The organism is Streptomyces sp. NPDC002867, from assembly GCF_053591895.1.
This window is the reverse complement of the sequence record NZ_JBSFUR010000006.1, coordinates 98,391-123,227: the sequence shown is the minus strand read 5'-3', so window position 1 is coordinate 123,227 and position 24,837 is coordinate 98,391. Positions and strand designations below refer to the sequence as shown.

Genomic DNA, 24,837 nt, shown 5'->3' with positions numbered 1-24,837 from the left:
TGTCCCGACCGTCCTGACCTGTCCCGACTCTCTGCCCAGGTGGAGCCCCGAGGAGCCGATACAGATGGCCGTTTTCTCCAAGTCCCAGGTGCCGCAGTTCTCGGTCGACGTCTACCAGAACGAATACCTTCCGGAGGGCGGCCGCGAGGTCAACGCGATCGTCACCGTGACCGCGACCGGTGGCGGCACCACCGGCGGCGTGCCGCTGCCCCGGGCGACGCCGACGCCCTCGTCCGTGCCGGACCGGGCGGCGCCGGCCGCCGGGGTCGTGATCATGGTCGACTGCTCCGGCTCCATGGACTACCCGCCGACGAAGATGCGCAACGCCCGCGACGCCACGGCCGCCGCCGTCGACACGCTGCGCGACGGCGTCGCGTTCGCCGTGGTCGCGGGCACCCACAAGGCCGTCGATGTCTACCCGGGCGGCGGGCGGCTCGCCGTCGCCGATCCGGCCACCCGGGCCCAGGCCAAGGAGGCGCTGCGCCGGCTGAGCGCGGGCGGCGGCACCGCGATCGGCACCTGGCTGCGGCTGACCGACCGGCTGCTCTCCTCCGCGGACCTGGCCATCCGCCACGGCATCCTGCTCACCGACGGCCGCAACGAGCACGAGTCGCCCCAGGACCTGCGGGCCGCGCTGGAGGCGTGCGCGGGACGGTTCACCTGCGACGCCCGCGGCGTCGGCACCGACTGGGAGGTCAAGGAGGTCACCGGCATCGCCTCCGCGCTGCTCGGCACGGCCGACATCGTCGCCGATCCCAGCGGCCTGACCGCCGACTTCACGCGGATGATGGAGAACGCGATGGGCAAGGGGGTCGCGGACGTGGCGCTGCGGCTGTGGACGCCCGTCGGTGTGGAGATCGCTTTCGTCAAGCAGGTCGCGCCGACGGTCGAGGACCTCACCGGGCGGCGTACCGAGGCCGGGCCCCGGGCCGGCGACTATCCGACCGGTTCCTGGGGCGACGAGTCGCGCGACTACCACGTGTGCGTGAGAGTCCCGGAGGCGGGAATCGGCCAGGAGATGCTGGCGGCCCGCGTCTCGCTGATCGTCCCGGCGGCGGACGGCGGCGCTCCCGAGGTCCTGTCCCAGGGGCTCGTACGGGCGGTCTGGACGGACGACATGGCGGCGTCGACCTCGATCAACCCGCAGGTCGCGCACTACACCGGCCAGGCGGAACTGGCCCAGGTCATCCAGCAGGGTCTGGACGCCCGCAAGGCGGGCGACGTCGACGGCGCGACGGCGAAACTGGGGCGTGCCGTGCAGCTCGCGGCGCATTCGGGAAACGAGGACACTGCGAAACTGCTTTCGAAGGTGGTGGACGTCGTCGACGCGGCGACGGGTACTGTGCGACTGAAGGCGAAGGTCGCGGAGGCGGACGAGATGACTCTCGAGACGCGCTCCACCAAGACGGTTCGCGTGAAGAAGTAGACACGAACAGCACGCACGAGCAGACGTGATCGGCCCTGGGGCCGGAGAGGGAGAGGGGGACGCGCCGACATGCCGACCTGCCCGAACGGACACCAGTCGGGTTCCGACGACTGGTGCGAGGTCTGTGGCCACCGCATGGCCGGTCCTGGCGCTCCCCCGGGAGCCGTTCCGCCACCGCCTACGCCACCGCCGTCCTACGGCTACCCGGGCCCGGGCGGCGATCCGAACGCCACGGCCCAGGCCGAGCTCTGCCCGCAGTGCCGTACGCCCCGTGAGGCCATGGCCCCGTTCTGCGAGGAGTGCCGGTACAACTTCCTCACGAACACGGCCACGTCGTACACGCCGCTGTCGCCGCCTCAGCAGCCCGGACTGAACCTCCCGCCCGGCTTCCAGTCGCAGCCCGGGCCGCCCGCGCCGCCGCCGCACCAGGGGCCGCCGCCGCATCAAGGTCCGCCGCCGCACCAGGGGCCGCCTCCTCCGCCGCAGCAGCGTGACCCGTTCGAGTACCAGGGCTCGCGGCCGTCGCAGATGAACCGGCCCGCCGAGCCGCTGGGCCAGGAGCCGTCCGGGCCGCAGCAGCCTCCGCAGGCGTTCCAGCAGGGCGGTCCGCCCCCGCCGCCCGCGTTCCAGCAGTCCGGTCCCCCCGCTCCGCCCGCGTTCCAGCAGTCCGGTCCCCCCGCTCCGCCCGCGCCGCCGCAGCCTCAGCACACGGGCGGGGGCGACGACTGGATGCTGCCGCCGCCGTCGCGCACGCAGTCGCCCCCGCCGCCGGCGCCCCCGAGCCCACAGCCACCCCAGGGGTCACCGGGGCCGGCGCCGTTCCAGCAGCAGGGCGGGTCCTCTCCGCAGTTCCCGGGCGGGCCGGCCCCGATGGGCTGGACGGCCGTGATCGGGCCCGACCGCGAGTACTTCATGGCGATGATGCAGCGCAGCGGCCCGGAGGCCACGGGGCTCAACCTGCCCGCGTACTCCCCCGAGCAGCGCCTGCCGCTCAGCGGCACGCAGGTCACCATCGGCCGCCGCAGGCACTCGACGGGCGAGTCCCCGGACATCGACCTGTCCGTGCCGCCGGAGGACCCGGGCGTCTCGCACCAGCACGCGGTGCTGGTCCAGCAGCCGGACGGCTCCTGGGCCGTCGTCGACCAGAACTCGACGAACGGCACGACGCTCAACGGCGCCGAGGACCCGATCCAGCCCTATGTCCCGGTCCCGCTGAACGACGGTGACCGGGTCCACGTCGGCGCCTGGACGACGATCACGGTCCACCGCGGCTGAAGTCCCCCCGCCCCCGACCGGGCCACCGGTCCGGGGGCGGCCACGTGCTGCCGGTCCCCGCCCCCCTGTCGTCAGGCGGACGGGCCGAGCGGCCAGACGTACGGGCCCTCGGGGTCGTCCAGCCAGGCCCACTGGTGGTCGGCGGTGACGGTGATCCCGAAGCGGTTGCGCTCGGGGCGGCGTTCACGCTCCCACAGCGACATGGCCTCGCGGGGGTCCAGGCTGTTCGCGGTCAGACTGAGCAGGAAGCGGAACAGGTCGTTCTCGATCGCGCGCCGGGGCAGTCCGCCCGCTCGCGTCTCCGGCGGCGCCGCCCCGCCGCGCAGCGGTACGAAGAAGGCCGACGTCCGCAGGAAGCGCCCCTCGGCGCTGCGCCCCTCCGGACCTTCGCGCACTCGCAGCCTGATGACCCCGGTCGACAGCGGAGCGACGATCCGGGCGCCGGGGTTGCACTGCGGCAGCCACTCGCGCGGCACCGACGGCAGCGTGCAGGTCGCGATGACGCAGTCGAAGGGCGCGCGCTCCGGGCACCCCCTCGCTCCGTCGCCGGTGACCACGGTGGGCCGGTAGCCGGCCGCGGCGAGATGCGTGCGGGCGGCCTCGGTGATCTCGGGGTCCAGGTCGACGGTGGTGACCGCCTCGTCGCCGAGGCGGTGCGCGAGCAGGGCCGCGTTGTAGCCGGTGCCCGCGCCGATCTCCAGGGCCCTGTCCCCGTCGCGTACGCCGAGGGCCTGGAGCATCTCGGCCATCAGCGAGGGCTGGCTGGAGGAGGAGACCAGTTCGCCGTCCCGGACCCGGGTGGCGAGCGGCTGGTCCGCGTAGGCCCCGCGGAGCCAGCGGGCCTGCTGCTCGGGGTCGGGGTCCTCGCACCACAGGCGTTCGTACGTGCCGGTCCGGCCGATGAAGTAGTACGGCACGAACAGATGCCTCGGCACCTCCTCGAACGCGGTCCGCCAGGCGGGATCGGTCAGCTCGCCGGCGGCCACGATGCGGCGCACGAGAGCGGAGCGCGCCTCGGCGCCCGGCTCGGCGAATCGGTCCGCGTGTGCAGCCATGCCTCCACTCTCCTGCGCCCGTGGCGGCGAGGCGAGCGTCCCGGCCGGGCGCGGCGTCGCGGCCCCGGCGCGTTCGCGCTGCCCGGAAGGACCGGACCGGACCGGACCCGGCACGGGCGGGCCGCGGCGGGTCCGGCACGGGCGAGCGGGCCGGAAGGGGCGGACCTAGGGCCTCCGTCCTCGGCCGGTGCGTCTGAGAGCATGGACGGTGCCGCATTCTCCGGGGGACGGCCCCCCGGCCCCCGGCCGACACCACTCGGGGCGTGCCAGAGACACATTGCGAGGCTCATCCAGGTGAACGAGATTCCGCGCGGGACGCTTCAGGAGCAGACCTTCTACGAGCAGGTCGGCGGCGAGGAGACCTTCCGGCGCCTCGTCCACCGGTTCTACCAGGGCGTCGCCGAGGACCCGCTGCTGCGTCCGATGTACCCGGAGGAGGACCTCGGTCCCGCCGAGGAACGGCTCGCGCTCTTCCTGATCCAGTACTGGGGCGGACCGCGCACCTACAGCGACAACCGCGGCCATCCCCGGCTGCGGATGCGGCACGCCCCGTTCACCGTCGACCGGGCGGCGCACGACGCGTGGCTGCGGCACATGCGGGTGGCGGTCGACGAGCTCGGCCTGTCCGAGGAGCACGAGCAGCAGCTCTGGGGCTACCTCGCCTACGCCGCGGCCTCCATGGTCAACACGCCGGACCAGTAACCCACCGAGCCACCGGGGTCCCATCCGCGCGGAATCCGATCGTCCGTCGCCGGATAACGGTCACGATCAGATCAAGGTCGGGCTGCAAGCGGTTTCCACGGGCCGGTGTCCTCTGAAAGCATTTCGCCAAGGGTGGCTTCGGGGGAATCCGGCTGGGTGGGGGACGTGTGACGGGGTTCGTACTACTGCGCGTCGGAGCACACCGCCTGCTTCTCGCCGCGGCCCTGCTCGCGGTCGTCCTGACGACCTGCGTCCTCGCCGCGCTCACCGCGTTCTCCGGCTCGGTCGGCGACGCCGCGCTGCGCCACACGCTCGGCGGCCGGCAAGCGGCGAACGCCTCGCTCGTCGTCACCGCCCAGGTCCCCGGCGAACGGCGCGCGTCCGCCCACGAGGCCGTCGTCCGCGGCGCGCGGACGTCGTTCGGCGGGCTGCCGGTGACCGTACGGAAGCTGGAGCGTTCGGGGCCGTACGCGCTGCCGCGCTCGCTCCAGGCGCCCGAGGCCCGCAAGGGCGAACCGGACCTGACGCACTTCGCCACCCTCGACGCGACCCGCGTCAGGGCGGTGGCCGGTGCGCTGCCCGGCCCCGCCGGCGACGGCTCCGTCCCGGTGGCGCTGCCCGAGACGGCCGCCGAGCTGCTGGATGTGCGGCCGGGGGCGCTGCTCACCCTCACCGACCGGCTCACGGAGAAGCCGCTGAAGGTCGGGGTCACCGGCGTGTACCGGGCAACGGACCCGGCCGATCCGTACTGGCAGCTCGACTCGCTCGGCGGGCGCGGCGTGCGCACCGTCGTCTTCACGACCTACGGGCCTCTGCTCGCCGATCCGTCGGTGCTCGCTCCGGCCGCGCCACTGCCGGGGAGACGGCGTGGCTGGCCACCGCGGACTTCCGCACGGTCGGCACCGACCGGATCCGCGCTCTGCGCTCGGCGGCCGAGCGCGGACCCGAACGGCTCGCCCACGACCCGGCGTTCGGGGGCGCGCCGACCGTGCGGACGGAGCTGCCGACCGTCCTGGCACAGAGCGAGCGCGCACTGCTGGTGGCGCGTTCCACCCTGCTGATCGTCGCCGTGCAGCTGGTGGTGCTCGCCGCGTACACCCTGCTGCTGGTGGCCCGGATGCTGAGCAGCGAACGCGCGGGCGAGACGGGCCTGTTGCGCGCCCGGGGCGCGTCCCGGGGCCGGATCACGGCGCTCGCCGCGATCGAGGCGGCGCTGCTGGCGCTGCCCGCCGCAATCTGCGCCGCTGCTGGCGGGCCCCTTGACGCGGCTGCTGGCCGAGCACTCGGCGCTGACGCGTGCCGGACTGCGCCTCGGCGAGGCGCCGACCGCGCAGGTCTGGCTGGTGGCCGGTGCGGTCGCGGTGTGCTGTGCCGCGGCGGTGGTCGCCCCCGCTCTGGCCGCGACGGGTGACGGGCCGCGGCGCGGGCGCGGCCGCGCCCTGCCGGCGCCGGTCAGGGCCGGAGCCGATGTGGCGCTGCTGGCCGTCGCGGTGGTGGCGTACTGGCAGCTCGACCGCCGGACCGGCGCCGCCGGCGGGGGCGCGCTCAGCGGCGACCGTGAGGGCGACCTCGGCGTCGACCCGCTGCTGGTGGCGGCGCCCGCCCTCGCGCTCCTCGCGGGCACGGTGCTGACGCTGCGTCTGCTGCCGCCCGTGGCGAAGCTCGCCGAACGCCGGGCGGCCGGCGGCCGGGGTCTGTCCGTGGCGCTGGCGGGCTGGCAGTTCAGCCGCAGGCCACTGCGCGGCGCGGGCCCTGTCCTGCTGCTGGTGCTGGCGGTCGCGATGGGCATGCTGGCGGTCGGGCAGAGCGCGTCGTGGGACCGTTCGCAGCGCGACCAGGCCGACTTCCGGGCGGGCGCGTCGGTCCGTGTGACGGACGACGGGACGGGCGGGCCGGGGGACGCCGGCCGGTACGTATCCCTGGCCGGTGTGCGTACGGCCGCTCCGGCGCACCGCGCGGCGCTCCCGCTGTCCGGCGACCGCACGGCCACCGTGCTCGCGCTGGACACGGCCGGCGCGGACGAGGGGCTGTTGATGCGCGGCGACCTGGCGGAGGAGGAACCGGCCGCGCTGCTGGCCGCCCTCGCCCCGGCGAAGAGCGCCAGGGCGGGCCTGCTCCTGCCGGACGACACCCGCCGCGTCACGCTGGACCTGCGTCTCACGAACGAGGACACGCCGTCCGGGACGTCGCCCGGCGGTCTCTCGCTCAGGGCCGTCGCGGTCTTCGAGGACCGTCACGGGACGGCCTACCGGACGTCCGCCGGCGAACTGCCCGTCGACGGCCGCGTCCATCCGGTGACCCTGGACCTGGACGCGACAGCCTCCGGCGGGCGGGCCGCTCCCGCCGGGCCGCTCGCGCTGACCGGCCTGCGGCTGCTCGACGCCCCGGTCCCGACACAGGCCGAGCGGCACCGCCTGAGCGTCGAACGGGTCCTGGCGGCGGGCCCGGAAGGGGGCTTCCGCCCCGTCGAGGTCCCCTCGGGGCTGCGCTGGGCGGGCACGTACACCGAGACATGGGGCGGCGAGGCGCAGAAGCCGGTTCCGGTGCGCGCCGAGGAGCCGGGGGCGACGCCACTGAGCGTGGTGTACGGGGCCGGCCCGGAACCGGTGAACGACGCCCCGTGGAGTCCCGTGGCCGCATTCGCCGTCCAGGTCGGCGCGGTGCGCCCGGCGGCGCCGCAGCGGATCCCGGCGGTGGCAACGGACGCCTTCCTCGACGCGTCGGGTGCGAAACGCGGCGACAGCGTCGACGTCACCCTGGGCGGTGAGGAAGTCCGCGTGACGATCGTCCGGGCCGTGCGGCAGCTGCCGACGACCGGACCCGCGGCCGTGACGGCCGGCGGCCGGGTCCCGTCCGGGCAGGACGGTGACCGGGCCGCGGACGGCGGCGGGCTGCTGCTCGACCTCCGTACGGTCAACGAGGCGCTCGCCCGGCTCTCGGGCACGTCGCTGCGGCCCACCGAGTGGTGGCTGAGCACCGCCGCGGGCAAGGCAGCCCCGGCGGCCGCGGAGCTGCGGGCCCGCCCCGACGCGGAGCCGGGCCGGGTGCTGGAACGCGACGACACGGCCGGTGAACTGCTGGGCGACCCGCTCGGGGCCGGGCCGCGCTCGGCGCTGCTCGCGGTCGCCGTGGGGGCGGTGGCGCTGGCCGCGGTCGGTTTCGCGGTGAGCGCGGCGGGGTCGCTGCGCGAGCGGGCGGCGGAGTTCGCCGTGCTCCGCGCACTCGGCACGCCGCGGCGCCGGCTGGCCCGGCTGGTGGCCGCCGAGCAGAGCGTGCTGATCGGCATCGCGCTGCTGGTGGGCCTGGCCCTCGGCACGGTGCTGACCCGGGCGGTGGTGCCCCTTCTGGTCCTGACCGCGCAGGCCACGCAGCCCGTTCCGCGGGTCCTGGTGGAGTTGCCGGCGGACCGGGTGGGTCTGCTGCTCGCCGCCGTCGCCGCGCTGCCGCTGGTGACGGTCGCCCTCATCGCCCTGCGCCGCGCCGATCCCGCGGTGTCGCTGCGCCACCAGGGGGACAACTGACATGACCACGAACCCCGCCGGCCGGCCGCCCGGGACGCAGCCGAAGGAGAGACCCCCCGTGGGCCCGCACCGCCGCTTCGTCGCCCCCTGGGTCAGGACCCGGCTGCGCACGGCGCCCGTGGCGGCCCTCGCCTTCGGCCTCCTCGTGCTGCTCACGTCGTTCCTGGCCGCCGCGTTTCCCCGTACCGTGGACGCCTACGAGAACCGCGGCCTGCGCCACGACGTCACCGCGGCGGCGCCGTCCCGGAGCGGACTGGAACTGACCACGCCCCCGCCTCCCGTCGAACTGCCCGAGGCCGCGCGGGAGGCGTCACTGCTGCCCGCTCGGCTCGGCCCCCTCCATCGCCGGGTGCTCGGTCTGCTCCCCGATCCGCTGCGCGCCGATCCCGGCCAGTCGGCGTACGGGGTGCGGACCACGAAGACTCTGGTCGCCCGCGACCGGTGGCTGCCGCGGCCCGACACCAAGGACCCGGAGTTCACGCTGGCCGCGCACAGCGGCGTCGCCGAGCACGCCACTGTGCGCGAGGGCCGGCTGCCCCGCGTCACGGGCAAGGTGACCGCCACGACGAGGGAGGTCGAGGCTGTCGTCACGGCCCAGACGGCGAAGACGCTGAACATCAGGACCGGTTCGGTCGTCCACCTCGGCGACCCGGCCGGGGCGGTCCTGTCGGCACGGGTGACCGGAATCGTCGAACCCCGTGAGCCCGGGGGCGGTTACTGGTCCCACGACTCGCTGCTGCGCACCCCCGGACTCGACTCCACGCCGACCACCCTGCCCCAGGTCTACTGGAAGGGCGCGCTCCTGATCGCCCCCGAGGCGGCGCCCGCGCTGCTCGGCACCACCGGCGATCCGCAGCCCTACTGGCGAATCGCGCCCGCCACCGCGCATCTCACCGCCGCCGACCTGCCCCGGCTGACCAGCCGTGTGGCCTCCCTGGAGGACGGCCCCGACCTGCTGAGACTCAAGGAGGCCGTGGACGAGAACGCCGAGCTGACGACGGACCTGGACGGCATCCTCGCGTCCTACGGCTCGATGCGGTCCGCCATCGCGCCGGTGGTCGCCGTCGCCGCGATCGGCGTCGGCGCCGTCGCCACGGTCGTGGTGCTCATGACGGGCGGGCTGTTCGCCGCCCGCCGACGCAGTGAGATCGCCCTGCTGCGCTCGCGCGGCGGATCGCTGCGGGGCATCGGCGGCCGGCTGCTCGCCGAGACCGCCGTCGTCACCGTGCCCGCCGCGGCCGCCGGACTCCTGGCCGCGGTCCTCGCGGTCGACGACGCCCGCCTTCCGTACGCCGCGCTCGGCTCCGGGGCCGTCGCCCTGGTCGCCTGCGCCGCCCTCCCCGTCCGCGCGATGGCGCGGCACCGGGTGGCGCGCGTCCACGGGGGACGCGACGACCTGGTGCTGGCGCGGCCCTCCGGCCGCCGCACGGTCGCCGAGGTGACCCTGCTCGTCCTGGCGGTGGGCGCGGTGGTCGCGCTGCGCCGCCGCGGCACCTCCGACGCGGGCGACCATCTGGTCAGCGCTGCGCCGGTCCTTCTCGCCCTGATCGCCGCGCTCGTTCTCGTACGGCTGTATCCGCTGCCGCTGCGCTGGGCCGCGCGCCCCGCCGCACGGCTGCGCGGCGCGGTCGGGTTCCTGTCGCTGGCCCGCGCGGGACGTTCGTCGGCGATCGGCGCGCTCCCGCTGCTCGCGCTGCTGGTGGCACTGACGACGGCGGGCTTCGGCGGTTCGGTGCTCGCGGGTGTCGACGACGCGCGGGCGCGCGCGGCGCTGCTGGCCACCGGCGCGGACGCCCGGATCTCCGGGGACGGCGACGCGGTGGCGCTGCCGGAGGACGCGGCGCGGGCCGTGCGCGAGGTGTCCGGCGTGCGGACGGTGACCGCCGTGCAGATCGAGCACGCGCTCAGGCTGCCGGCCGGGAACGACGCCCTGACGGCCCCGCCCGCGGCGTCGCTCGTCGGCGTGGAGCCGGAGGCGTACGCGGCGCTCTCCCGCGGGCTGGGCCTCGGCCCGTTCCCCGCGGACACGCTGCGCGCCGCCGGCGGCGCGTCGCCCGTGCTGCGGGCCGTCGCCTCCCCGGGCGTCGCCGAGTGGCTGGGCAGGGGACCGCACCGGATCAGCGCGCTGGCGGGCCAGTTCACGGTGGAGGTCGCGGCCGTACGGGAGCGCACGCCGGCCGTGTCGTCGGCGGACTTCCTGATCGTCGACGGCTCCCGGCTGACGCACCGCGCGCCCACCGCCCTGCTCGCCACCGGCGACGCGGTGGACGGACGGGCGCTGAGGGCCGCCGTACGCGACCTGGACAAGGACCTCACCGTACGGCTGCGCGCCGAGGCACGGGCCTCCTTCACGGACTCGCCCCTGCAGTCGGGCGCGGAGCGCATCTACGCGGCCGCGATCGGCGCGGGCGCGGGGTACGCCGTCCTCGCGCTGCTGCTGTCGCTGCTGCAGTCGGCACCGGAACGCACCACGCTCCTCGCCAGGCTGCGCACCATGGGGCTGACCACCCGGCAGGGGCGGCAGCTGCTGGGCCTCGAAGCGCTCCCCCCGGCGCTGCTCGCCGCGTCGGGCGGCGTACTCGTCGGCCTGGCCACGATCCGGCTGCTCGCTCCCGGCGTCGACCTGGTCCGCCTGGCGCTGGCCGCCGCACCGGGCGTCGCGCCGGTGGACGGCGCCACCCTGCGGGCCGACGCCTGGTCGCTGGCGCTGCCCGCGGCCGGTGTGGTGCTGCTGACCGCGGCGGTCGCCGGGATGCAGGCCTGGTGGACGGGGCGCCGCGGATCCGTCAACGAACTCAGGGCAGGAGACATGCGATGACCGACACGACCCTGGAGGAACTCGAACGCCGGGTCGCGGCCCGGCGCGAGAGGCCCTCGTACGGGCACGACGCGCTGATCACCTGCGACCGGCTGGTCCGGGTGTTCTCCGCGGACGGCGTCGAGGTGCAGGCCCTGCAGGGGCTCGACCTCCTGGTGAAGGAGGGCGAGTTGATGGCCCTGGTCGGCGCGTCGGGCAGCGGCAAGTCGACCCTGATGAACATCCTCGCCGGTCTCGACGTGCCCACCGCGGGCGCGGCGCGCGTCGCGGGCTGCGACCTGCTCGCGATGGACGCCGGGGCCCGGCTGCGCTACCGCCGCGAGGTGGTGGGCTTCGTGTGGCAGCAGACGGCCCGCAACCTGCTGCCGTACCTGACGGCGGCGCAGAACGTGGCCCTGCCGATGCAGTTGCGGGGCCGGAGCCGGCGCAAGGCGGAGCGCGTCCAGGAGCTGCTGACGATGCTGGGCGTCGCCGACTGCGCGGACCGCCGTCCGCAACAGCTGTCCGGCGGCCAGCAGCAGCGTGTCGCGATCGCCGTCGCGCTCGCGAACTCCCCCTCGGTCCTGCTCGCGGACGAGCCCACGGGCGAGCTCGACTCGGCGACCGGCGAACAGGTCTTCGCCGCCTTCCGCCGCGCGAACGAGGAGCTGGGCACGACGATCGTGATCGTCACTCACGACCAGGCCGTCGCGAGCGAGGTCCGCCGCACGGTCGCCATCCGCGACGGCCGCACCTCCTCCGAGGTGCTGCGCCGCACGGAGGTCGACGCGGCGACGGGCCAGGAATCGGTGGTGGCCCGCGAATACGCGATGCTGGACCGCGCCGGCCGCCTCCAGCTCCCCGCGGAGTACACGTCGGCGCTGGGCATGGCGGACCGCGTGGCCCTGGAACTCGAACCGGACCACATCTCCATCTGGCCGGACGACACGACGCCAGCCCTCTGACGCAGACGCGCCGCGCAGCGGGCGCGCCGCGGCCGCGCTGTGCCGGCGCGGGCGGTACCCGCGCCGGCACAGCGAGCACGCGGGGAAGGGCCCGACCCCGTTCCCCTCACGCGCCGCGAAGCCGGCGCGCGGGGCGCCGCACAGCGGCCCGGCGGAACGCCCCACCCAGGGCCAGCCCACGCGCCGCGAAGCGGCCGCGGCCGGGGGCCACGGGGGCGAAGCCCCCGGGTCCCGTCAAGGTTTCGGGAAGGGGCGGGGCGGGGGAAACCACACGCACCACACAGCGCCCCAGTGCAGCCCACGCGCCGCGCAGCGGGCGCCCCGGCGGCGTCACGGGGGCCAAGCCCCCGGGTCCCGTCAGGCGCGACCCCGTCGTCAGGACGTCGGCCGCACCGGCGTCACACTCAACCCGCCCAGCCCGTTCGTCCGCACCGCCACCGATCCGAACGGCGTCCGCAGCCTCAGCCACGTACCCGCCGACAGCAGCGCCACCGGCACTCCCGGGCGCAGGAAGCCGAGCGCCTGCGCCGCGTGCACGGCGCGCAGCGTCAGGCCCGTGCCGCCCACCGTCCGCGACCAGATCTCGCGGCCGATACGGTCCCGCTCGGCGCGCGTGCGCCGCTCCGCCGGCAGCGCCTCGTCCCGCGCGCGGAACTCCGCGACGGCCGCCGCCACCGCGCCCCGCATCGCCTGCACGTCCGGCAGCCCCGCCAGCTCGCGCCAGCCGCCGCGCGGCGGCAGCACGCCGGCCCAGGGCGGCCCGGTCACCGCGCCGGGCACCGTGAACTCCGCGCCGCCCAGCGACTCCAGCAGCTCCCCCGCCGACACGGTGACGTCGAGCTCGACGGGCTCGGCCAGCCGCGCCGTACGGATCGCGAGCACCTCGAAGGAGGGCGGGCGTCCGAAGACGGCGAGCGCACCGCTGCCGGCCTGCAGCCTGACCGCGGCGGCGCGGTCGTAGTGGATCAGCCGGGCGAGGAAGGCGGCGAGATCGTCCGCCTCCCTCGCGTCGGCGAGGTGCAGGCTCTGCACGGGTACGGACATGGGCACGGTCATGCGACGAGGGCGTCCTCGGGCTTCTCGTCCCGAGCGTCCCCGGCGGCGTCGCTCCGGGCGCCGTCGTCGAGATACTTCTGGAGGAACGACTTCTCCTCCGCGCTGATCCGGCGCGGCCTGCCCTCGGCCAGGTCGTAGGGGACGACGACGGTCGAGGCCCGCACGTACACCTGCGCGGGGTCGTCCGCCTCCTTCACCTCGTAGGCGATGGTCAGCGACGCCGCCCTGATCCGGGTCACCCACGACTCGATGATCACCGGCTCGTGCCGGTGGACCAGCGGCCGCACGTAGTCGATCTCGTGGCGGGCGACCACCGATCCGCCGGAGAAGGACGGCGAACCGTCCCCCGGCGCCAGACGGAACATGAAGTCGATCCGCGCCTCTTCCAGATACCGCAGGAAGACGACGTTGTTGACGTGCCCGAAGGCGTCCATGTCCGACCAGCGCAGGGGGCAGCGGTAGATGTGGCGAGCCATGCGCTGCCTCAGCCCCGGGTGAGCTTCTTGTAGGTGGCACGGTGCGGACGAGCCGCGTCCGGGCCGAGACGCTCGATCTTGTTCTTCTCGTACGACTCGAAGTTGCCCTCGAACCAGAACCACTTGGAGTCGCCCTCGTACGCCAGGATGTGCGTGGCGACGCGGTCGAGGAACCAGCGGTCGTGGGAGACGACCACGGCCGCGCCGGGGAACTCCAGCAGCGCGTTCTCCAGGGAGGACAGGGTCTCCACGTCGAGGTCGTTGGTCGGCTCGTCGAGGAGGAGCAGGTTGCCGCCCTGCTTGAGGGTGAGCGCGAGGTTCAGGCGGTTGCGCTCACCGCCGGAGAGGACCCCGGCCGGCTTCTGCTGGTCCGGGCCCTTGAAGCCGAAGGCGCTGACGTAGGCGCGGGACGGCATCTCGACGTGTCCGACGTTGATGTAGTCCAGCTCGTCGGAGACAACGGCCCACAGCGTCTTCTTGGCGTCGATGTTGGCGCGGCTCTGGTCGACGTACGAGATCTTGACGGTCTCGCCGACCTTGATCGTGCCCGAGTCCGGCTTCTCCAGGCCCTGGATCATCTTGAACAGGGTCGTCTTGCCGGCACCGTTCGGGCCGATGACGCCGACGATGCCGTTGCGCGGGAGCGTGAAGGACAGGTCGTCGATGAGGACCTTGTCGCCGAATGCCTTGTTCAGGTTCTCGACCTCGACGACGACGGAGCCCAGACGCGGGCCCGGCGGGATCTGGATCTCCTCGAAGTCCAGCTTCCGCATCTTGTCGGCCTCGGCGGCCATCTCCTCGTAACGCGCCAGACGCGCCTTGGACTTGGCCTGCCGCCCCTTCGCGTTGGAGCGGACCCACTCCAGCTCTTCCTTGAGGCGCTTCTGCCGCTTGGCGTCCTTCTGGCCCTCGACCTTGAGACGGGCAGACTTGTTCTCCAGGTACGTGGAGTAGTTGCCCTCGTACGGGTGGGCGCGGCCGCGGTCCAGCTCGAGGATCCACTCGGCGACGTTGTCGAGGAAGTAGCGGTCGTGGGTGATGGCGACGACGGTGCCGGCGTACTTGGCGAGGTGCGCCTCCAGCCACTGCACCGACTCGGCGTCGAGGTGGTTGGTGGGCTCGTCGAGGAGCAGCAGGTCGGGGGCCTCGAGGAGCAGCTTGCACAGGGCGACGCGGCGCTTCTCACCACCGGAGAGGTTGGTGACGGGCCAGTCGGCGGGCGGGCAGCCGAGGGCGTCCATGGCCTGCTCGAGCTGGGCGTCGAGGTCCCACGCGTTGGCGTGGTCCAGCTCCTCCTGAAGCTTGCCCATCTCCTCCATCAGCTCGTCCGTGTACTCGGTCGCCATCTGCTCGGCGATCTCGTTGAAGCGGTCGAGCTTGCCCTTGACCTCGGCGACGCCCTGCTGGACGTTCTCCAGGACGGTCTTGGACTCGTCGAGCGGCGGCTCCTGCAGGAGGATGCCAACGGAGTAGCCGGGCGAGAGGAAGGCGTCACCGTTGGACGGCTGCTCCAGACCCGCCATGATCTTCAGCACGGTGGACTTACCGGCGCCGTTGGGGCCGACCACACCGATCTTCGCACCGGGCAGGAAGCTCAGCGTCACGTCATCGAGGATGACCTTGTCGCCGTGCGCCTTGCGCGTCTTGCGCATCGTGTAGATGTACTCAGCCAAGAGAAACCGTCCGGCAAGCAGTGGGTGGGCAGATACACCCATCTTGCCGTACGCCGCCCCCCGGACGGAAACCGCGCCCCGGCCGACGCGGGAGGGCCCTGGCACGCGCCGGGAGACGGCCCCCGCACGCGACGCACGAGGGGCCCGGCACGTCTCCCGTGCCGGGCCCCTCCACTCAGCGCTGTGTCACACTGCGCGGTCGTTCACTCACTCGCCGGCGGCCGACGCCTTCCTGCGGAGGAAGAACACCGCACCGCCGCCGATCAGCACCAGCACGATCGCGATGCCCGCGATCATCGGCGTGGCGCTGGAGCCGCCGGTCTCGGCCAGGTCGCCCTCGGGGCCCTCGGAGCCCGCGGACGTGCCGCCGGCCGACGCCGGGCTGGGCTGGGACGACTGGGTCTCGGTGCCCGGCTGCGGCGTGCCCGTGGTCTTGCAGTCCAGGACGCCCTTGAAGTTCTTCTCGAAGCCACCGGGGCCGGTGATCGTGAAGTCGTACGCCTGGTCCTCGGCGACCGGCACGGTCACGGTCCGGGACTCCCCGGCCGGGATGGTGTGCTTGATGCCGGCCAGCTCGAAGGTGAACGGGGAGTCGCCCTTGTTGCCCGCCGTGATGTCCACGCCGCCCTTGGCGCAGTTCTTCTCCGCGGTGACGGACGGGATCGCGCCCGTCTTCGCCCAGGTCGCGGTCGCGGTCGCGGAGACCGTGGACTGGCTGGACCCGGCCAGGATCTGGGTCTGGCTCTTGCTCGCGCTGGCGAACGCGCGTCCCACCGGAACCGACATGGTCGCCTGGGCGGTCAGCGAGGCCGTCCCGTCGGCCGCGCCCGCGGGAACGTCGAAGTACAGCTTGCTGCCGTCGACCGCGGAGGTGAGCGGCTTGCCCGCCTCGTCCGTGATCTTGACGCCGCTGGCGGCGGCGTCGACCGGCGGCGTGACGGTGACCTGGCCGGCGTCGGTACGCACCGTCACCGGGCCGAGCCGGCTGCCCGCCTTGCCGGAGACCGCGTTCGGCTCGAGGCTCAGCGAGGCCGTGGGCTCGGCGACGTCCTCGGCGGACTCCTCCAGCCAGTCGGCCAGCTTCTCGGCCGCGGGGTCGACCGCCGTGACATCGGCGCCGTCCGAGAAGCGCCAGATGGCGACCTGGGTGCCGGCCGCCGCGGTCTCGGCGGTCAGCGACCCGGCGTGCGCACCCTTGGCCAGCACGGCCAGGTCGTCGACCTGCGGGTAGGAGTGCTGCAGGATCCAGCGGATCTTGCCCGCGTTCTTGTTGGTGCGGAGCGACGTCTGGTCCCAGGGAGTCTCCAGGTACTTGGCCTGGGACTGGGTCGGGTTGTGGATGTCGATGCAGTACGTCTTGAGCTGACCGCCGCCGTCGACCGTCATCTCGAAGAGTCCGGCGGAGATCTCCTCGTTCTTGCCGTCGTTGTGCAGAAGAGCCTTGTCGAACGTCTTCAGCCCGTCGAGGGTGGCGACGGCGCCCCCCTGGTGCTGGGTGCCGTCGTCGGCGGCGGCCATGCCCGCGCCGGCGAGGGAGCCTGTGGCGATCAGGCCCGAGACGAGGGCCGCCGCGGCAAGACGCGCGGCGCGCCGCCTGCGTACAGCAGACGCAGAGAACACAGCAAACACAGCAGAATTCCCCTCTGGGCGAGAACTTCGCGTGTGACGCGTGGGGGAAGTGTCTCGCCAGCTAACTCAAGTGCCCCGTGAGTACGCGGGAATCCTATGGACGGCGCGCAGCCCGGTCCCCCGTCATGTCATCAGATAACCATTCCGACTCGTAATCGTTATCACGGTCGGTCAATTCACCCCCTGATCACCCGTTTTACCGGGCCGCGCCCACTGCGCGGCGTAGTCGGCCGGCCCCCAACTCCCTTTCAGGGGACGGCGACCGGCTCCCTCGCCCGCCGGGTCGTCCCCGGCTCCTCCGGCTCGCCCGGCTCCCCGCGCCGGGCCGCCGGCACCGGCTCGCCCCTCGCCACCCGCCGGAACGCCGCCGTCCCGCGCGTCAGGTCGTGCCCCGCCGCCAGCGCGTCGATGTCCACGAACGTCCGCCGCCTGCCGTCCCCGTCCTCCTCGCGCACCTTCAACCTGCCGTGCACCACGAGCGGTTCACCCACCGAAACGGAACCGGCCAGATTCGCCGCGAGCGACCGCCAGGCGAAGACGGTGTAGAAGCTCGTCGGCCCGTCCGTCCAGGTGCCGTTCTGCCGGTCCCACCGCCGCGACGGCACCGCGAAACGGAATCGCGCCATCCCTCCCGTGGCCGTTTCCCGGTACTCCACATTCGTGGCCACATTCCCGACCACCGTCACCATGGTGTCGTTCATGACGGTCACCTCCCCGTCCGGTCGCATTGCCCGATCGCTGTCTTCCGGGCTCCATGCTGGACCGGACGGAGAAGACCCGCGGACGCCTGTGGACGGGCGCCCCGTTGTGGACAACTCCGTCACCCGATACGGGTGCGCACCCTTCCGTGCCCCGCCCCCGGCCGTGTCGTCCCCGACACCGTCGCGTACTGCTCCCGCACCTCGCGGTAGCGCATGAGCTCCGCCGAGATCGGGTCGAGCACCTTGGCCCTGCCGCAGCCCGCGGCCGCCTCCTGCAGCGCGCGTCTGACGTCCTGGCCGTATCTCCGGGCCGGCCCCTTGGCGGCCGCCGCGCACGCCCACTCCACCAGCGGGCCGCCCACGATGCCCGCGAGCATCACCAGCACCGGCGGGATCAGCCCCGGCTCCAGCACGCCGACGATCTGGCCCACCAGCCACAGACCCCCGAAGATCTGAAGCAGCGTCATCGACGCCTGGGCCAGCACCGCGGCCGGCCACCACGCCGGGCGCTGCGGCCGCCCGCTCGTCGCCGCGGCCTCGCGCGTCGCCAGCTCGTCCAGCGCCTCGGGCAACCCCTGCGCGCCCCGTACCGCCGCCTCCCGCACCGCCTGCGCCCACGGGGCGGGCAGCCCGCGCGACGCCTCGCCGGCGACCGTGCGGACCGCCTGCTCGACCCGCTGGCGCGCGGTCGGTTCTTCCTCCACCGGAGCGGCGCGCGGCTCCAGTGCCGCCCCCGGCATGCGCTTGCGCTCGTACCAGCGCCACAGCCGCAGCCAGGGCGTCCCGCACGCCCGCGACGCGTTCCTGCGCCACTCCCGCTCCGCGGCCTCCCCGGCCGCCGTCGCGCCGATCGCGTCCGCGAGCCGGGCCGAGAAGTCGTCGCGGGCGCGCTCGCCCAGACCCGTCCGGCTCTCGGCGACGTACACGGGGCGCAGCTTCGCCGCTGCCGCGTCCACGTCCGCTGACAGCCGCAGCGCCGCCGCCTCCCGCCCCTGCACGAACTCGCCGATCATCTCGCGCAGTTCGCCCACGCCCTCGCCCGTCAGCGCGGACAGCGGCAGGACCCTGGCCCCCGGTTCGCCGTGCTCTCCCAGAGCCATGCCGTCCTCGTCCAGGAGCCGCCGCAGATCGTCGAGGACCTGGTCGGCGGCCTCGCCGGGGAGCCGGTCGATCTGGTTGAGCACCACGAACGTGATCTCGGCGTGTCCGGCGAGCGGCCTCAGGTAGCGCTCGTGCAGGGCGGCATCCGCGTACTTCTCGGGGTCGACGACCCAGATCACGGCGTCGACGAGCGCGAGCACCCGGTCGACCTGCTCCCGGTGCTGCACGAGAGCCGAGTCGTGGTCGGGCAGGTCGACCAGCACCAGCCCATGCAACTGCTCGTCTCCGTCGCCGCCCGCGAGCGGCCTGCGGCGCAGGCGGCCCGGGATGGCGAGCCGGTCCAGCAGCCCGGCGGCGCCGTCCGACCAGGTGCAGGCGATGGGCGCCGACGTGGTCGGCCTGCGCAGCCCGGTCTCCGCGATGCGCACTCCGGCGAGCGCGTTGAAGAGGGTCGACTTGCCGCTGCCCGTCGCGCCGGCGATGGCGACCACCGTGTGACGGGAGGAGAGCCGTTGGCGGGCGGCGGCCTCGTCGAGGACCCGGCCTGCCTCCGCGAGGGTGCGGCCGTCCAGGCGGGTCTGCGAGAGTCCCAGCAGTTCACGCAGCGCGTTCAGGCGGTCGCGCAGCGGTCCGCCGTAGGCTCCGCCGATCGGCAGGTGGTCGTGCCCCTCCTCCGAGGCGGCACCGCCACGGTGACCGGCCTCGTCCTCACCGGGTTCCGCATCGTCCGGGTCGGGTGCGTCGGACCTCGGCTCGGCACGGCGCGCGATGAGCCCGTCGTCCCAGCGGTCACCGGCCTCCTTCCCGTCGGCGGCCCCTGCCCCCTCCGCAGCGCTGCCCGCCTTCTTGCGCACAGCCCCGTTCGGGGTTCCGGCGACGGCCTCGTTCCCCGTCTCGTTGTGGTCGTCGGTGACGGCGGTCACCCGCGCTCACCTCTCCTTCTGCAGTAGGGACAGCGCGGCGATCAGCTCGGCCTGCGGCTCGGGGGTCACTTCCAGGGCGTCCAGGGGCGCCAGGCGGCGGTCCCGTTCGCTGTGCAGTACGGCGTCGATGGACGTCGAGACCAGCTCACCGCCCTTGTCGCGCAGCCTCAGCGCACCCTGGGCGCCCATCCGTTCGGCCAGCCGCTCCCCCGCACCGCGGGCGCGGCGGCCGCCGAGCAGCGCGGTGGCGAGCAGCGCGGCGACGGTCTCGGCGTCGGGGGCGGCGTTGCGCTCCATCCCCCGCACCTCCTCCTCGGCGATCTCCTCGAGCACCCGCCGCCAGCGGCGCACGGCCATCCCGATCCGCTCGCTCGTCTCCAGGTCGACGCGGCGGTGCGGGGTGAAGGCCGCCGCGGCGGGCTCGCGCCGCCAGGCGCTCTGCACCTGCTCGTCGGCGGCGGCCACGGCGCACTGCAGGAGCGCGGACAGGCTGGCGACGAGCGCGTCGAGCAGTTCGGCCGCCGTGCTGTCGCGGGGGTAGCCGCGCCAGCGGGTGCGAGCGTCCCCGGCGAGCACGGCACCGGCACGCAGCTGTTCCCGCACGCGCTCGCGCTGCTTCTCGTACGCCTCCTCCACGGCGCCCGTGAGCCGTACGGCCGCCGCGTACTGGGCCGCGACAGCGCTCGCGAGCTCCGGCATCCGCGCGTCCAGGGAGGCGAGAACGCCGCCCGCGGTGCGCCCGAGCGCCTGCTGGCGGGCGGCCGGGTCCTGCGCCCGGTGGGCCAGCCAGGACAGCAGGGGCGCGACGGCGGTGGTGGGCAGCAGCCCTTTGCCGGCGCCCGCGGACTCGGGCAGCTCGGGGATGGTGAAGCGCGGCACATGGCCGAGCCCCGCCTTGGTCAGCAGCGCCGCGTACTGGCGCGAGACCTCGTCGACGACCTGGTGCGGCACCCGGTCCAGCACGGTGATCAGCGTGGCGTCGTACTCCTTCGCCGTACGCAGCAGATGCCACGGAACGGCGTCCGCGTAACGCGAGGCGGTGGTCACCATGACCCACACGTCGGCGGCGCAGATCAACTCGGCGGCCAGCAGACGGTTCTCCACGACGAGCGAGTCGACGTCGGGCGCGTCGAGGAGGGCGAGGCCGCGCGGGAGGGTGGACGCGGTCTCGATCCGCAGCGCCTTCTCGTCCGCGGCCTGGTTCCCGCTCCTGCCGTGCCGCCCGGCCCCGTCCCGCTCCCCCTGCTCCTCGGCGGGGGGCATCCAGACGCGGGTGAGCTCCGGGAGCACCCGCATACCGGCGAACCAGTGGTGGTCGTCGGGGTGGCAGACGAGGACAGGGGTCCGCGTGGTGGGCCGCAGCACCCCGGCCTCGCTGACCTTCCTGCCCGCAAGGGAGTTGACGAGGGTGGACTTCCCGGCACCGGTGGATCCGCCGATCACGGCGAGCAGCGGGGCGTCCGGGTCCTTGAGGCGGGGCACCAGATAGTCGTCGAGCTGCGCGAGCAGCTCGACACGCGTCTGCCGGGCGCGGGGCGCGCCGGGAAGAGGGAGCGGCAGACGCACGGCGGCGACACGGTCGCGCAGGGCGGAAAGTGCGTCGATCAGCTGAGGCCGTGCATCCAAGGTCACCACATGCGAAGAATGCCCAATTTGATCGGCTTTTTGAAGCGTATGGGCCTCTCTGCGCGCCGGTAGGACAGACGGAACACATGGGACGAGTGGGACGCAGGCATAACGAGTGCACAACACCCGGCACGCCAGGCGTCAAAAGCGGTGCACGAATCGCACCTGCCTGCGATTATCGGTTCGCTTCACCGAACCTCCACATCGTGCCACGCAGGTGAGGCAACCGGGCCAAGGTGATCGGAGCCCTATCCTTGACCCCGGCAGGTCGGACGACCCGAATGGGGCTCTGGCCGCAAGGCCGCTTCCGGCCCCCGTAGCTCAGTGGATAGAGCAGGCGCCTTCTAAGCGCTTGGCCGCAGGTTCGAGTCCTGCCGGGGGCGCCCACTCCCCGCCCTCCCTCCGGGAGGGCGTTTTTGCTGATCAGAGCAGGTACAGCCGCCTGCAGAAAAGCGCCGGACCCTTCCCCAGCGATCGCGGGAAGGGTCCGGCGCTGTCCGGCTGTCACCGGCTTTCTGCGGGTGGCTGCGGTGAATACGCGGGGAAGTTCTCCCAGCGTCGTCAGCCGGTCTCGGGCAGCTCGGGGAGGTCCCCGCGGGCCAGGATCCGCTGTTTGAGATCCTGAAGTTGCCCGGAGATACACCGGGCGTAGATCGCCAGCAGCACGGGGACGCCGTTGCCCGCCCACTCAGCGACCTGCGCCGGCGGGACGCCGTCGTTGAGCCAGTTGGTCAGGCAGGTGTGCCGCAGGTCGTACACGCGCTTGCCAAGCGGCGACGCGAATTCTTCCGGGGTGAGCACCCTTTCGCGGGCACTGCGCCAGGCCCGGCGGATGACCGAGCCCGCGAGCATGTCGCCCTTCTCTCCCTGGAACAGCAGGTCCCTGGGCTTCAGGTTCTCTGCCTTGACGTGTGCGCGAAGGATCCTCGTCAGCGACGGATGTCCCGGTACGACGCGGGTGTCGTCACTGGCGCGCCCCTTCAGCCCACGCTCTTCGTGGATCTGGCCGTCATCGGTCCAGTTCTTCCCGACCTCCGGCTGAGCCGTATGGAAGAGCAACTCACACCACTGGTCTTCGGCGTCTGTGCCGGGCAGGCGGACGTCCGAAACGTGCATCGCCACGACTTCCTCCGGGCGCGGCCCGGCGTAGTACATCGTGGCGAAGAAGGCGTGCAGCCGTTTGCCGCCGCGGGGGCGACTGCGCACCCAGCTCAGCAGACGCGCTGCCTGCTCCGGGTTGAGGAGGGACCGCTTGTCGACCGCGGAGGACGTCTTGGGCGCCGCTCCCCTCCCCTTCGGCAGGGGGTTCGCGCGCAGGATCCGGTGCTTGACCGCGTACTCCATGGCCACGTTGAGAATCCGCCGGTTGCGCTTTACTGAGCTTGCCGCGGCCCGTGTGCCGTCCAACTTCGAGCCCACGGCCCGGAGCACGTCGTCAACCTTGGCGGGGTCCTCCCACGCGGCCATGGTCTGCGTGTTGCGCTCCACCCATTTGAGGATCGTCGCCACTTCCGGCGGCGCGTCCGCGCGCCGCCTCGTGTTGAACGCAAATTCCCGCAGGGCGGTGCGCACATCGACCGGCCGGAAGGAAGCAGGCGGAGTACGCAGCAGAGCAACAGTCGCCGCCATGAGCGCCTTGGCCGTGTTCTTCCGGTTGTTGCCGCCGGTCCGGTGCCATTGAGCATCCGCGAACTGCACGGCGAAGTCGTACCAGTTCACCGCGCTCGCCCCGGACTGGTGCGAGAGCGGCCGCCCCGTGGCGAGGCTGAATGCCTCGCCACGGCGGGTGGCACTGACCAGCTCGGAGCGGAAGGCGTCCGCGAGCGCCTTCGTGTCGAACGGCGCTCGCCATTCCTTGCCGTCCAGTTCCCAGCGAACGGTGTGAGTGGTCTTGCGCTTGCCTCTGTACACCGAGGTCTTCCAGATCTTGACGTTGTACGTCGTGTCGGTCATCAGGCAGCGTCCTCCCGAGCGTCCAACCAGTGTTCGTAGTCGCTGCGCCGGACCCGGATGTCACCGTTGGGCAGCTTGATGCAACGCGGGGCACGCCCCTTGGCGCGCCAGTCGTAGAAGGTGGAGCGCGAGATCTTCAGGTCCTTGCAGATCTCCACGAGCGTGAGCTTGTCGTCTCCCGCACGGGTGCTCATGCCGCGGTCCTCTCTTCTGTTTTGATCAGTGAAATAAGAGCTCTGGGTCCCAGAGGTCCGCTACATCCGCTACATCCGCTACATCGCAGGTCAGGAGCCTGTTTTCTGTAGCGGATGCGTAGCGTGTAGCGGATAGAGCCGCCACACCGCCCCGGGGGTGTAGCGGATGTAGCGGCCCGGGAGGGCGGTGTAGCGGCTGGTCGGTGGTCGGTGTGCTACGCGTTGACGCTGGTCAAAAGCGGTTCAGCGCCAGGCGTAGCGGATGTAGCGGATGTAGCGGACGTGGGAAGGGGCGGAAGCGGCGGCGGGCAGTAGCGCATCCATGCGTCCCGCAGGTCAGCCGCGTAGTAGCCCTTGAGCACTCCGGCCGCGGTCCGCATGTCCCGGGCCTTGATCGGCTGGTTGTCAGCTCTCATGTAGTCCTTGAGCATCCGCGAGAGCCGCCGGGAGTCCAGGGGCTTGCCGTTCAGGTCGCCCCAGGGCGCCTCTTCCAGGCTGTTCAGTCGGTCGAGGATGACGGCGGTAGCGACGCGGTCGGTCCCGTTGAACACGTGGTCGCGCAGGTCGGTGAGCAGGCGAACCCCGAGTGAGGATTCGCTGTTGTCCTGCGCCGCACGCACCAGCTCCACACAGGCGACGCGGGCCCGCTCCGGCCAGTGCCCCCCGGCCGCATCGGCGACCGCGAGCAGGGGTTCCCATACGTCGGCGGGCCGGTCGGTCACACCTTCCGGCATGGCGGGCCAGGCGCCGGCGATGCGGTCGCGGACGGTGTCGGCCCACTCTGCGAGCCGATCGCGCAGGGCATGGCCTTCCTGCTCGTTGATGCGCTCGCGGTAGGGCTCGACCTTCTCGTTGGGCGCTTTCTTGCGCATGCGGATGATGACGGAGCGGGTCAGGATCGTGTCCGGCAGCGAGCCGAGTCCGGCCATGGCCACCGCGCAGTACGAGGGGAAGCCCTGCACGGTCTGGTTGGCACCATCGCCCACGCACCGGTACATGAGCCGCCCGCGCCGGTGTCCAGCGTTCAGGAAGCCGCGGAGCTGTTCGTTCTCCCCGGCCTTGGGCCCAAATACGGTGTCGATCTCGTCGAAGACGATGGTGGGCCGCTCACCGTCGATGCCGGAGACCGAGCGGAAGAGCGCGGATGCCGACGCGGCCACGGCGGCCATGCTGTTGGGCACCAGGGTTTCCACGATCTCCAGCGCGCGGGACTTTCCCGACGCCGGCTCAGGCGACAGGAATGCGATGCGCGGGGTGGAGTCGAAGGAGTCGAGCAGGTGTGCGTGTGCGTCCCACAGGGTCACGGCGACGTAGGCGCCTTCGCTGGGGAAGATGTTAAAGCGTCGGTGGAACGCTTCGACCTCGTCGAGCAGGGCCGCGCCGTCGATGGTCGGCGCGGGCGGGTTGGGGCTGGTCATGCGGCGTTCCTCCCTTCGGTGTTGCGGAACGGGCAGTGGTCTCGGTGAGCGGTGTGATCGGCGATCAGGGCGAGCACTTTGTGCCGGCCGATGGCGCTGCGGTCTCGCCCGCAGGCGCACCACGAGGTGGCCGTGGGGGTGGCGCCGCGGGGTGCGCGGATGTGCAGCCAGGCCACGGGGAAGCGCCCGTCACCACGTGGCGGGGGGCTCGGGGACTGGTCGAGGGGAAGGGCTGAAAGGACGCCCTGACGGGCGGCCTTCTCTTGGCCGCACTCTGGGGCCGGAGGTACCGCGGTGTTGGCGGTGTCCGGCCGATCGGCGGTGTCGGGCCGGCTTTTCAGGTCGC

At 73.3% G+C, this 24,837-nt stretch carries 16 protein-coding genes, 1 tRNA gene and 1 pseudogene; 7 read left to right on the top strand and 11 right to left on the bottom strand.

Annotated elements, in window-relative coordinates:
* Positions 1–64 precede the first annotated feature (64 nt).
* Positions 65–1,426 (top strand): vWA domain-containing protein, encoded by a 1,362-nt coding sequence (locus ACWD0A_RS08025; protein ID WP_451295738.1) that lies wholly within the window; start codon positions 65–67, stop codon positions 1,424–1,426.
* A gap of 69 nt (positions 1,427–1,495) precedes the next feature.
* The gene (locus tag ACWD0A_RS08020) at positions 1,496–2,701 is read left to right on the top strand and encodes an FHA domain-containing protein (protein ID WP_451295736.1); all 1,206 of its coding nucleotides are present in this window, start codon (positions 1,496–1,498) and stop codon (positions 2,699–2,701) included.
* A gap of 71 nt (positions 2,702–2,772) precedes the next feature.
* On the opposite strand, the gene ACWD0A_RS08015 is transcribed toward ACWD0A_RS08020, so the two are convergent.
* The gene (locus tag ACWD0A_RS08015) at positions 2,773–3,756 is read right to left on the bottom strand and encodes a methyltransferase domain-containing protein (RefSeq protein ID WP_451295734.1); all 984 of its coding nucleotides are present in this window, start codon (positions 3,754–3,756) and stop codon (positions 2,773–2,775) included.
* A gap of 294 nt (positions 3,757–4,050) precedes the next feature.
* On the opposite strand from ACWD0A_RS08015, the gene ACWD0A_RS08010 reads away from it, so the two are divergent.
* The 4 genes and pseudogenes from ACWD0A_RS08010 (at position 4,051) to ACWD0A_RS07995 (ending at position 11,741) form a co-directional block, all read left to right on the top strand.
* Complete coding sequence (locus ACWD0A_RS08010) at positions 4,051–4,458, top strand: globin (RefSeq protein ID WP_451295732.1); 408 nt, start codon at positions 4,051–4,053, stop codon at positions 4,456–4,458.
* 167 nt (positions 4,459–4,625) lie between these two features.
* Positions 4,626–7,979: pseudogene (locus ACWD0A_RS08005) on the top strand (FtsX-like permease family protein).
* A gap of 1 nt (position 7,980) precedes the next feature.
* Entirely contained in the window at positions 7,981–10,797 is a 2,817-nt protein-coding gene (locus ACWD0A_RS08000) for an ABC transporter permease (protein ID WP_451295730.1), read from the top strand.
* Positions 10,794–11,741 (top strand): ABC transporter ATP-binding protein, encoded by a 948-nt coding sequence (locus ACWD0A_RS07995; protein ID WP_451295728.1) that lies wholly within the window; start codon positions 10,794–10,796, stop codon positions 11,739–11,741. The genes ACWD0A_RS08000 and ACWD0A_RS07995 overlap by 4 nt, the downstream gene beginning before the upstream one ends.
* A gap of 375 nt (positions 11,742–12,116) precedes the next feature.
* On the opposite strand, the gene ACWD0A_RS07990 is transcribed toward ACWD0A_RS07995, so the two are convergent.
* The 7 genes from ACWD0A_RS07990 to ACWD0A_RS07960 all read right to left on the bottom strand — a co-directional run bounded on the left by ACWD0A_RS07990 (position 12,117) and on the right by ACWD0A_RS07960 (position 20,926).
* Positions 12,117–12,785, bottom strand: a complete 669-nt coding sequence (locus ACWD0A_RS07990) for a DUF885 domain-containing protein (protein WP_307715436.1) — start codon at positions 12,783–12,785, stop codon at positions 12,117–12,119.
* Positions 12,786–12,793: 8 nt separating this feature from the next.
* Positions 12,794–13,273, bottom strand: a complete 480-nt coding sequence (locus tag ACWD0A_RS07985; RefSeq protein ID WP_451295726.1) for an acyl-CoA thioesterase — start codon at positions 13,271–13,273, stop codon at positions 12,794–12,796.
* Between the two features lie 8 nt (positions 13,274–13,281).
* Positions 13,282–14,946, bottom strand: a complete 1,665-nt coding sequence (gene ettA / locus ACWD0A_RS07980; RefSeq protein ID WP_451295724.1) for an energy-dependent translational throttle protein EttA — start codon at positions 14,944–14,946, stop codon at positions 13,282–13,284.
* A 207-nt stretch (positions 14,947–15,153) separates the two neighbouring features.
* Positions 15,154–16,566 (bottom strand): LAETG motif-containing sortase-dependent surface protein, encoded by a 1,413-nt coding sequence (locus ACWD0A_RS07975; protein ID WP_451295722.1) that lies wholly within the window; start codon positions 16,564–16,566, stop codon positions 15,154–15,156.
* A 257-nt stretch (positions 16,567–16,823) separates the two neighbouring features.
* Positions 16,824–17,276 carry a single-stranded DNA-binding protein gene (locus ACWD0A_RS07970; RefSeq protein WP_451295720.1) on the bottom strand — a complete coding sequence of 151 codons (453 nt, stop codon included), beginning with the start codon at positions 17,274–17,276 and terminating at the stop codon, positions 16,824–16,826.
* Positions 17,277–17,395: 119 nt separating this feature from the next.
* Entirely contained in the window at positions 17,396–19,300 is a 1,905-nt protein-coding gene (locus ACWD0A_RS07965; protein ID WP_451295718.1) for a GTP-binding protein, read from the bottom strand.
* A 6-nt stretch (positions 19,301–19,306) separates the two neighbouring features.
* On the bottom strand, positions 19,307–20,926 hold the full coding sequence (locus ACWD0A_RS07960) for a dynamin family protein (RefSeq protein WP_451295716.1): 1,620 nt from the start codon (positions 20,924–20,926) through the stop codon (positions 19,307–19,309).
* A gap of 310 nt (positions 20,927–21,236) precedes the next feature.
* Between ACWD0A_RS07960 and ACWD0A_RS07955 the strand changes: the two genes are divergently transcribed.
* A tRNA-Arg gene (locus ACWD0A_RS07955) sits at positions 21,237–21,309 on the top strand.
* 178 nt (positions 21,310–21,487) lie between these two features.
* On the opposite strand, the gene ACWD0A_RS07950 is transcribed toward ACWD0A_RS07955, so the two are convergent.
* The 3 genes from ACWD0A_RS07950 to ACWD0A_RS07940 all read right to left on the bottom strand — a co-directional run bounded on the left by ACWD0A_RS07950 (position 21,488) and on the right by ACWD0A_RS07940 (position 24,491).
* Positions 21,488–22,879: a tyrosine-type recombinase/integrase gene (locus ACWD0A_RS07950; protein ID WP_451295714.1), complete on the bottom strand. Its 1,392-nt coding sequence runs from the start codon at positions 22,877–22,879 to the stop codon at positions 21,488–21,490.
* The gene (locus tag ACWD0A_RS07945) at positions 22,879–23,073 is read right to left on the bottom strand and encodes a helix-turn-helix transcriptional regulator (protein WP_451295712.1); all 195 of its coding nucleotides are present in this window, start codon (positions 23,071–23,073) and stop codon (positions 22,879–22,881) included. The genes ACWD0A_RS07950 and ACWD0A_RS07945 overlap by 1 nt, the downstream gene beginning before the upstream one ends.
* A 215-nt stretch (positions 23,074–23,288) precedes the next feature.
* Complete coding sequence (locus ACWD0A_RS07940; protein ID WP_451295710.1) at positions 23,289–24,491, bottom strand: DUF3631 domain-containing protein; 1,203 nt, start codon at positions 24,489–24,491, stop codon at positions 23,289–23,291.
* Positions 24,492–24,837: the final 346 nt, after the last annotated feature.

Excerpts from the sequence above, each read along its gene's own strand:
- ACWD0A_RS07950 (WP_451295714.1), bottom strand. The coding sequence starts at position 22,879 with ATGACCGACACGACGTACAACGTCAAGATCTGGAAGACCTCGGTGTAC.
- ACWD0A_RS07990 (WP_307715436.1), bottom strand. The coding sequence starts at position 12,785 with ATGTCCGTACCCGTGCAGAGCCTGCACCTCGCCGACGCGAGGGAGGCG.
- ACWD0A_RS07985 (WP_451295726.1), bottom strand. The coding sequence starts at position 13,273 with ATGGCTCGCCACATCTACCGCTGCCCCCTGCGCTGGTCGGACATGGAC.
- ACWD0A_RS07995 (WP_451295728.1), top strand. The coding sequence starts at position 10,794 with ATGACCGACACGACCCTGGAGGAACTCGAACGCCGGGTCGCGGCCCGG.
- ACWD0A_RS07945 (WP_451295712.1), bottom strand. The coding sequence starts at position 23,073 with ATGAGCACCCGTGCGGGAGACGACAAGCTCACGCTCGTGGAGATCTGC.
- ACWD0A_RS08015 (WP_451295734.1), bottom strand. The coding sequence starts at position 3,756 with ATGGCTGCACACGCGGACCGATTCGCCGAGCCGGGCGCCGAGGCGCGC.
- ACWD0A_RS08000 (WP_451295730.1), top strand. The coding sequence starts at position 7,981 with ATGACCACGAACCCCGCCGGCCGGCCGCCCGGGACGCAGCCGAAGGAG.
- ACWD0A_RS07940 (WP_451295710.1), bottom strand. The coding sequence starts at position 24,491 with ATGACCAGCCCCAACCCGCCCGCGCCGACCATCGACGGCGCGGCCCTG.
- ACWD0A_RS08025 (WP_451295738.1), top strand. The coding sequence starts at position 65 with ATGGCCGTTTTCTCCAAGTCCCAGGTGCCGCAGTTCTCGGTCGACGTC.
- ACWD0A_RS07970 (WP_451295720.1), bottom strand. The coding sequence starts at position 17,276 with ATGAACGACACCATGGTGACGGTGGTCGGGAATGTGGCCACGAATGTG.
- ACWD0A_RS08020 (WP_451295736.1), top strand. The coding sequence starts at position 1,496 with ATGCCGACCTGCCCGAACGGACACCAGTCGGGTTCCGACGACTGGTGC.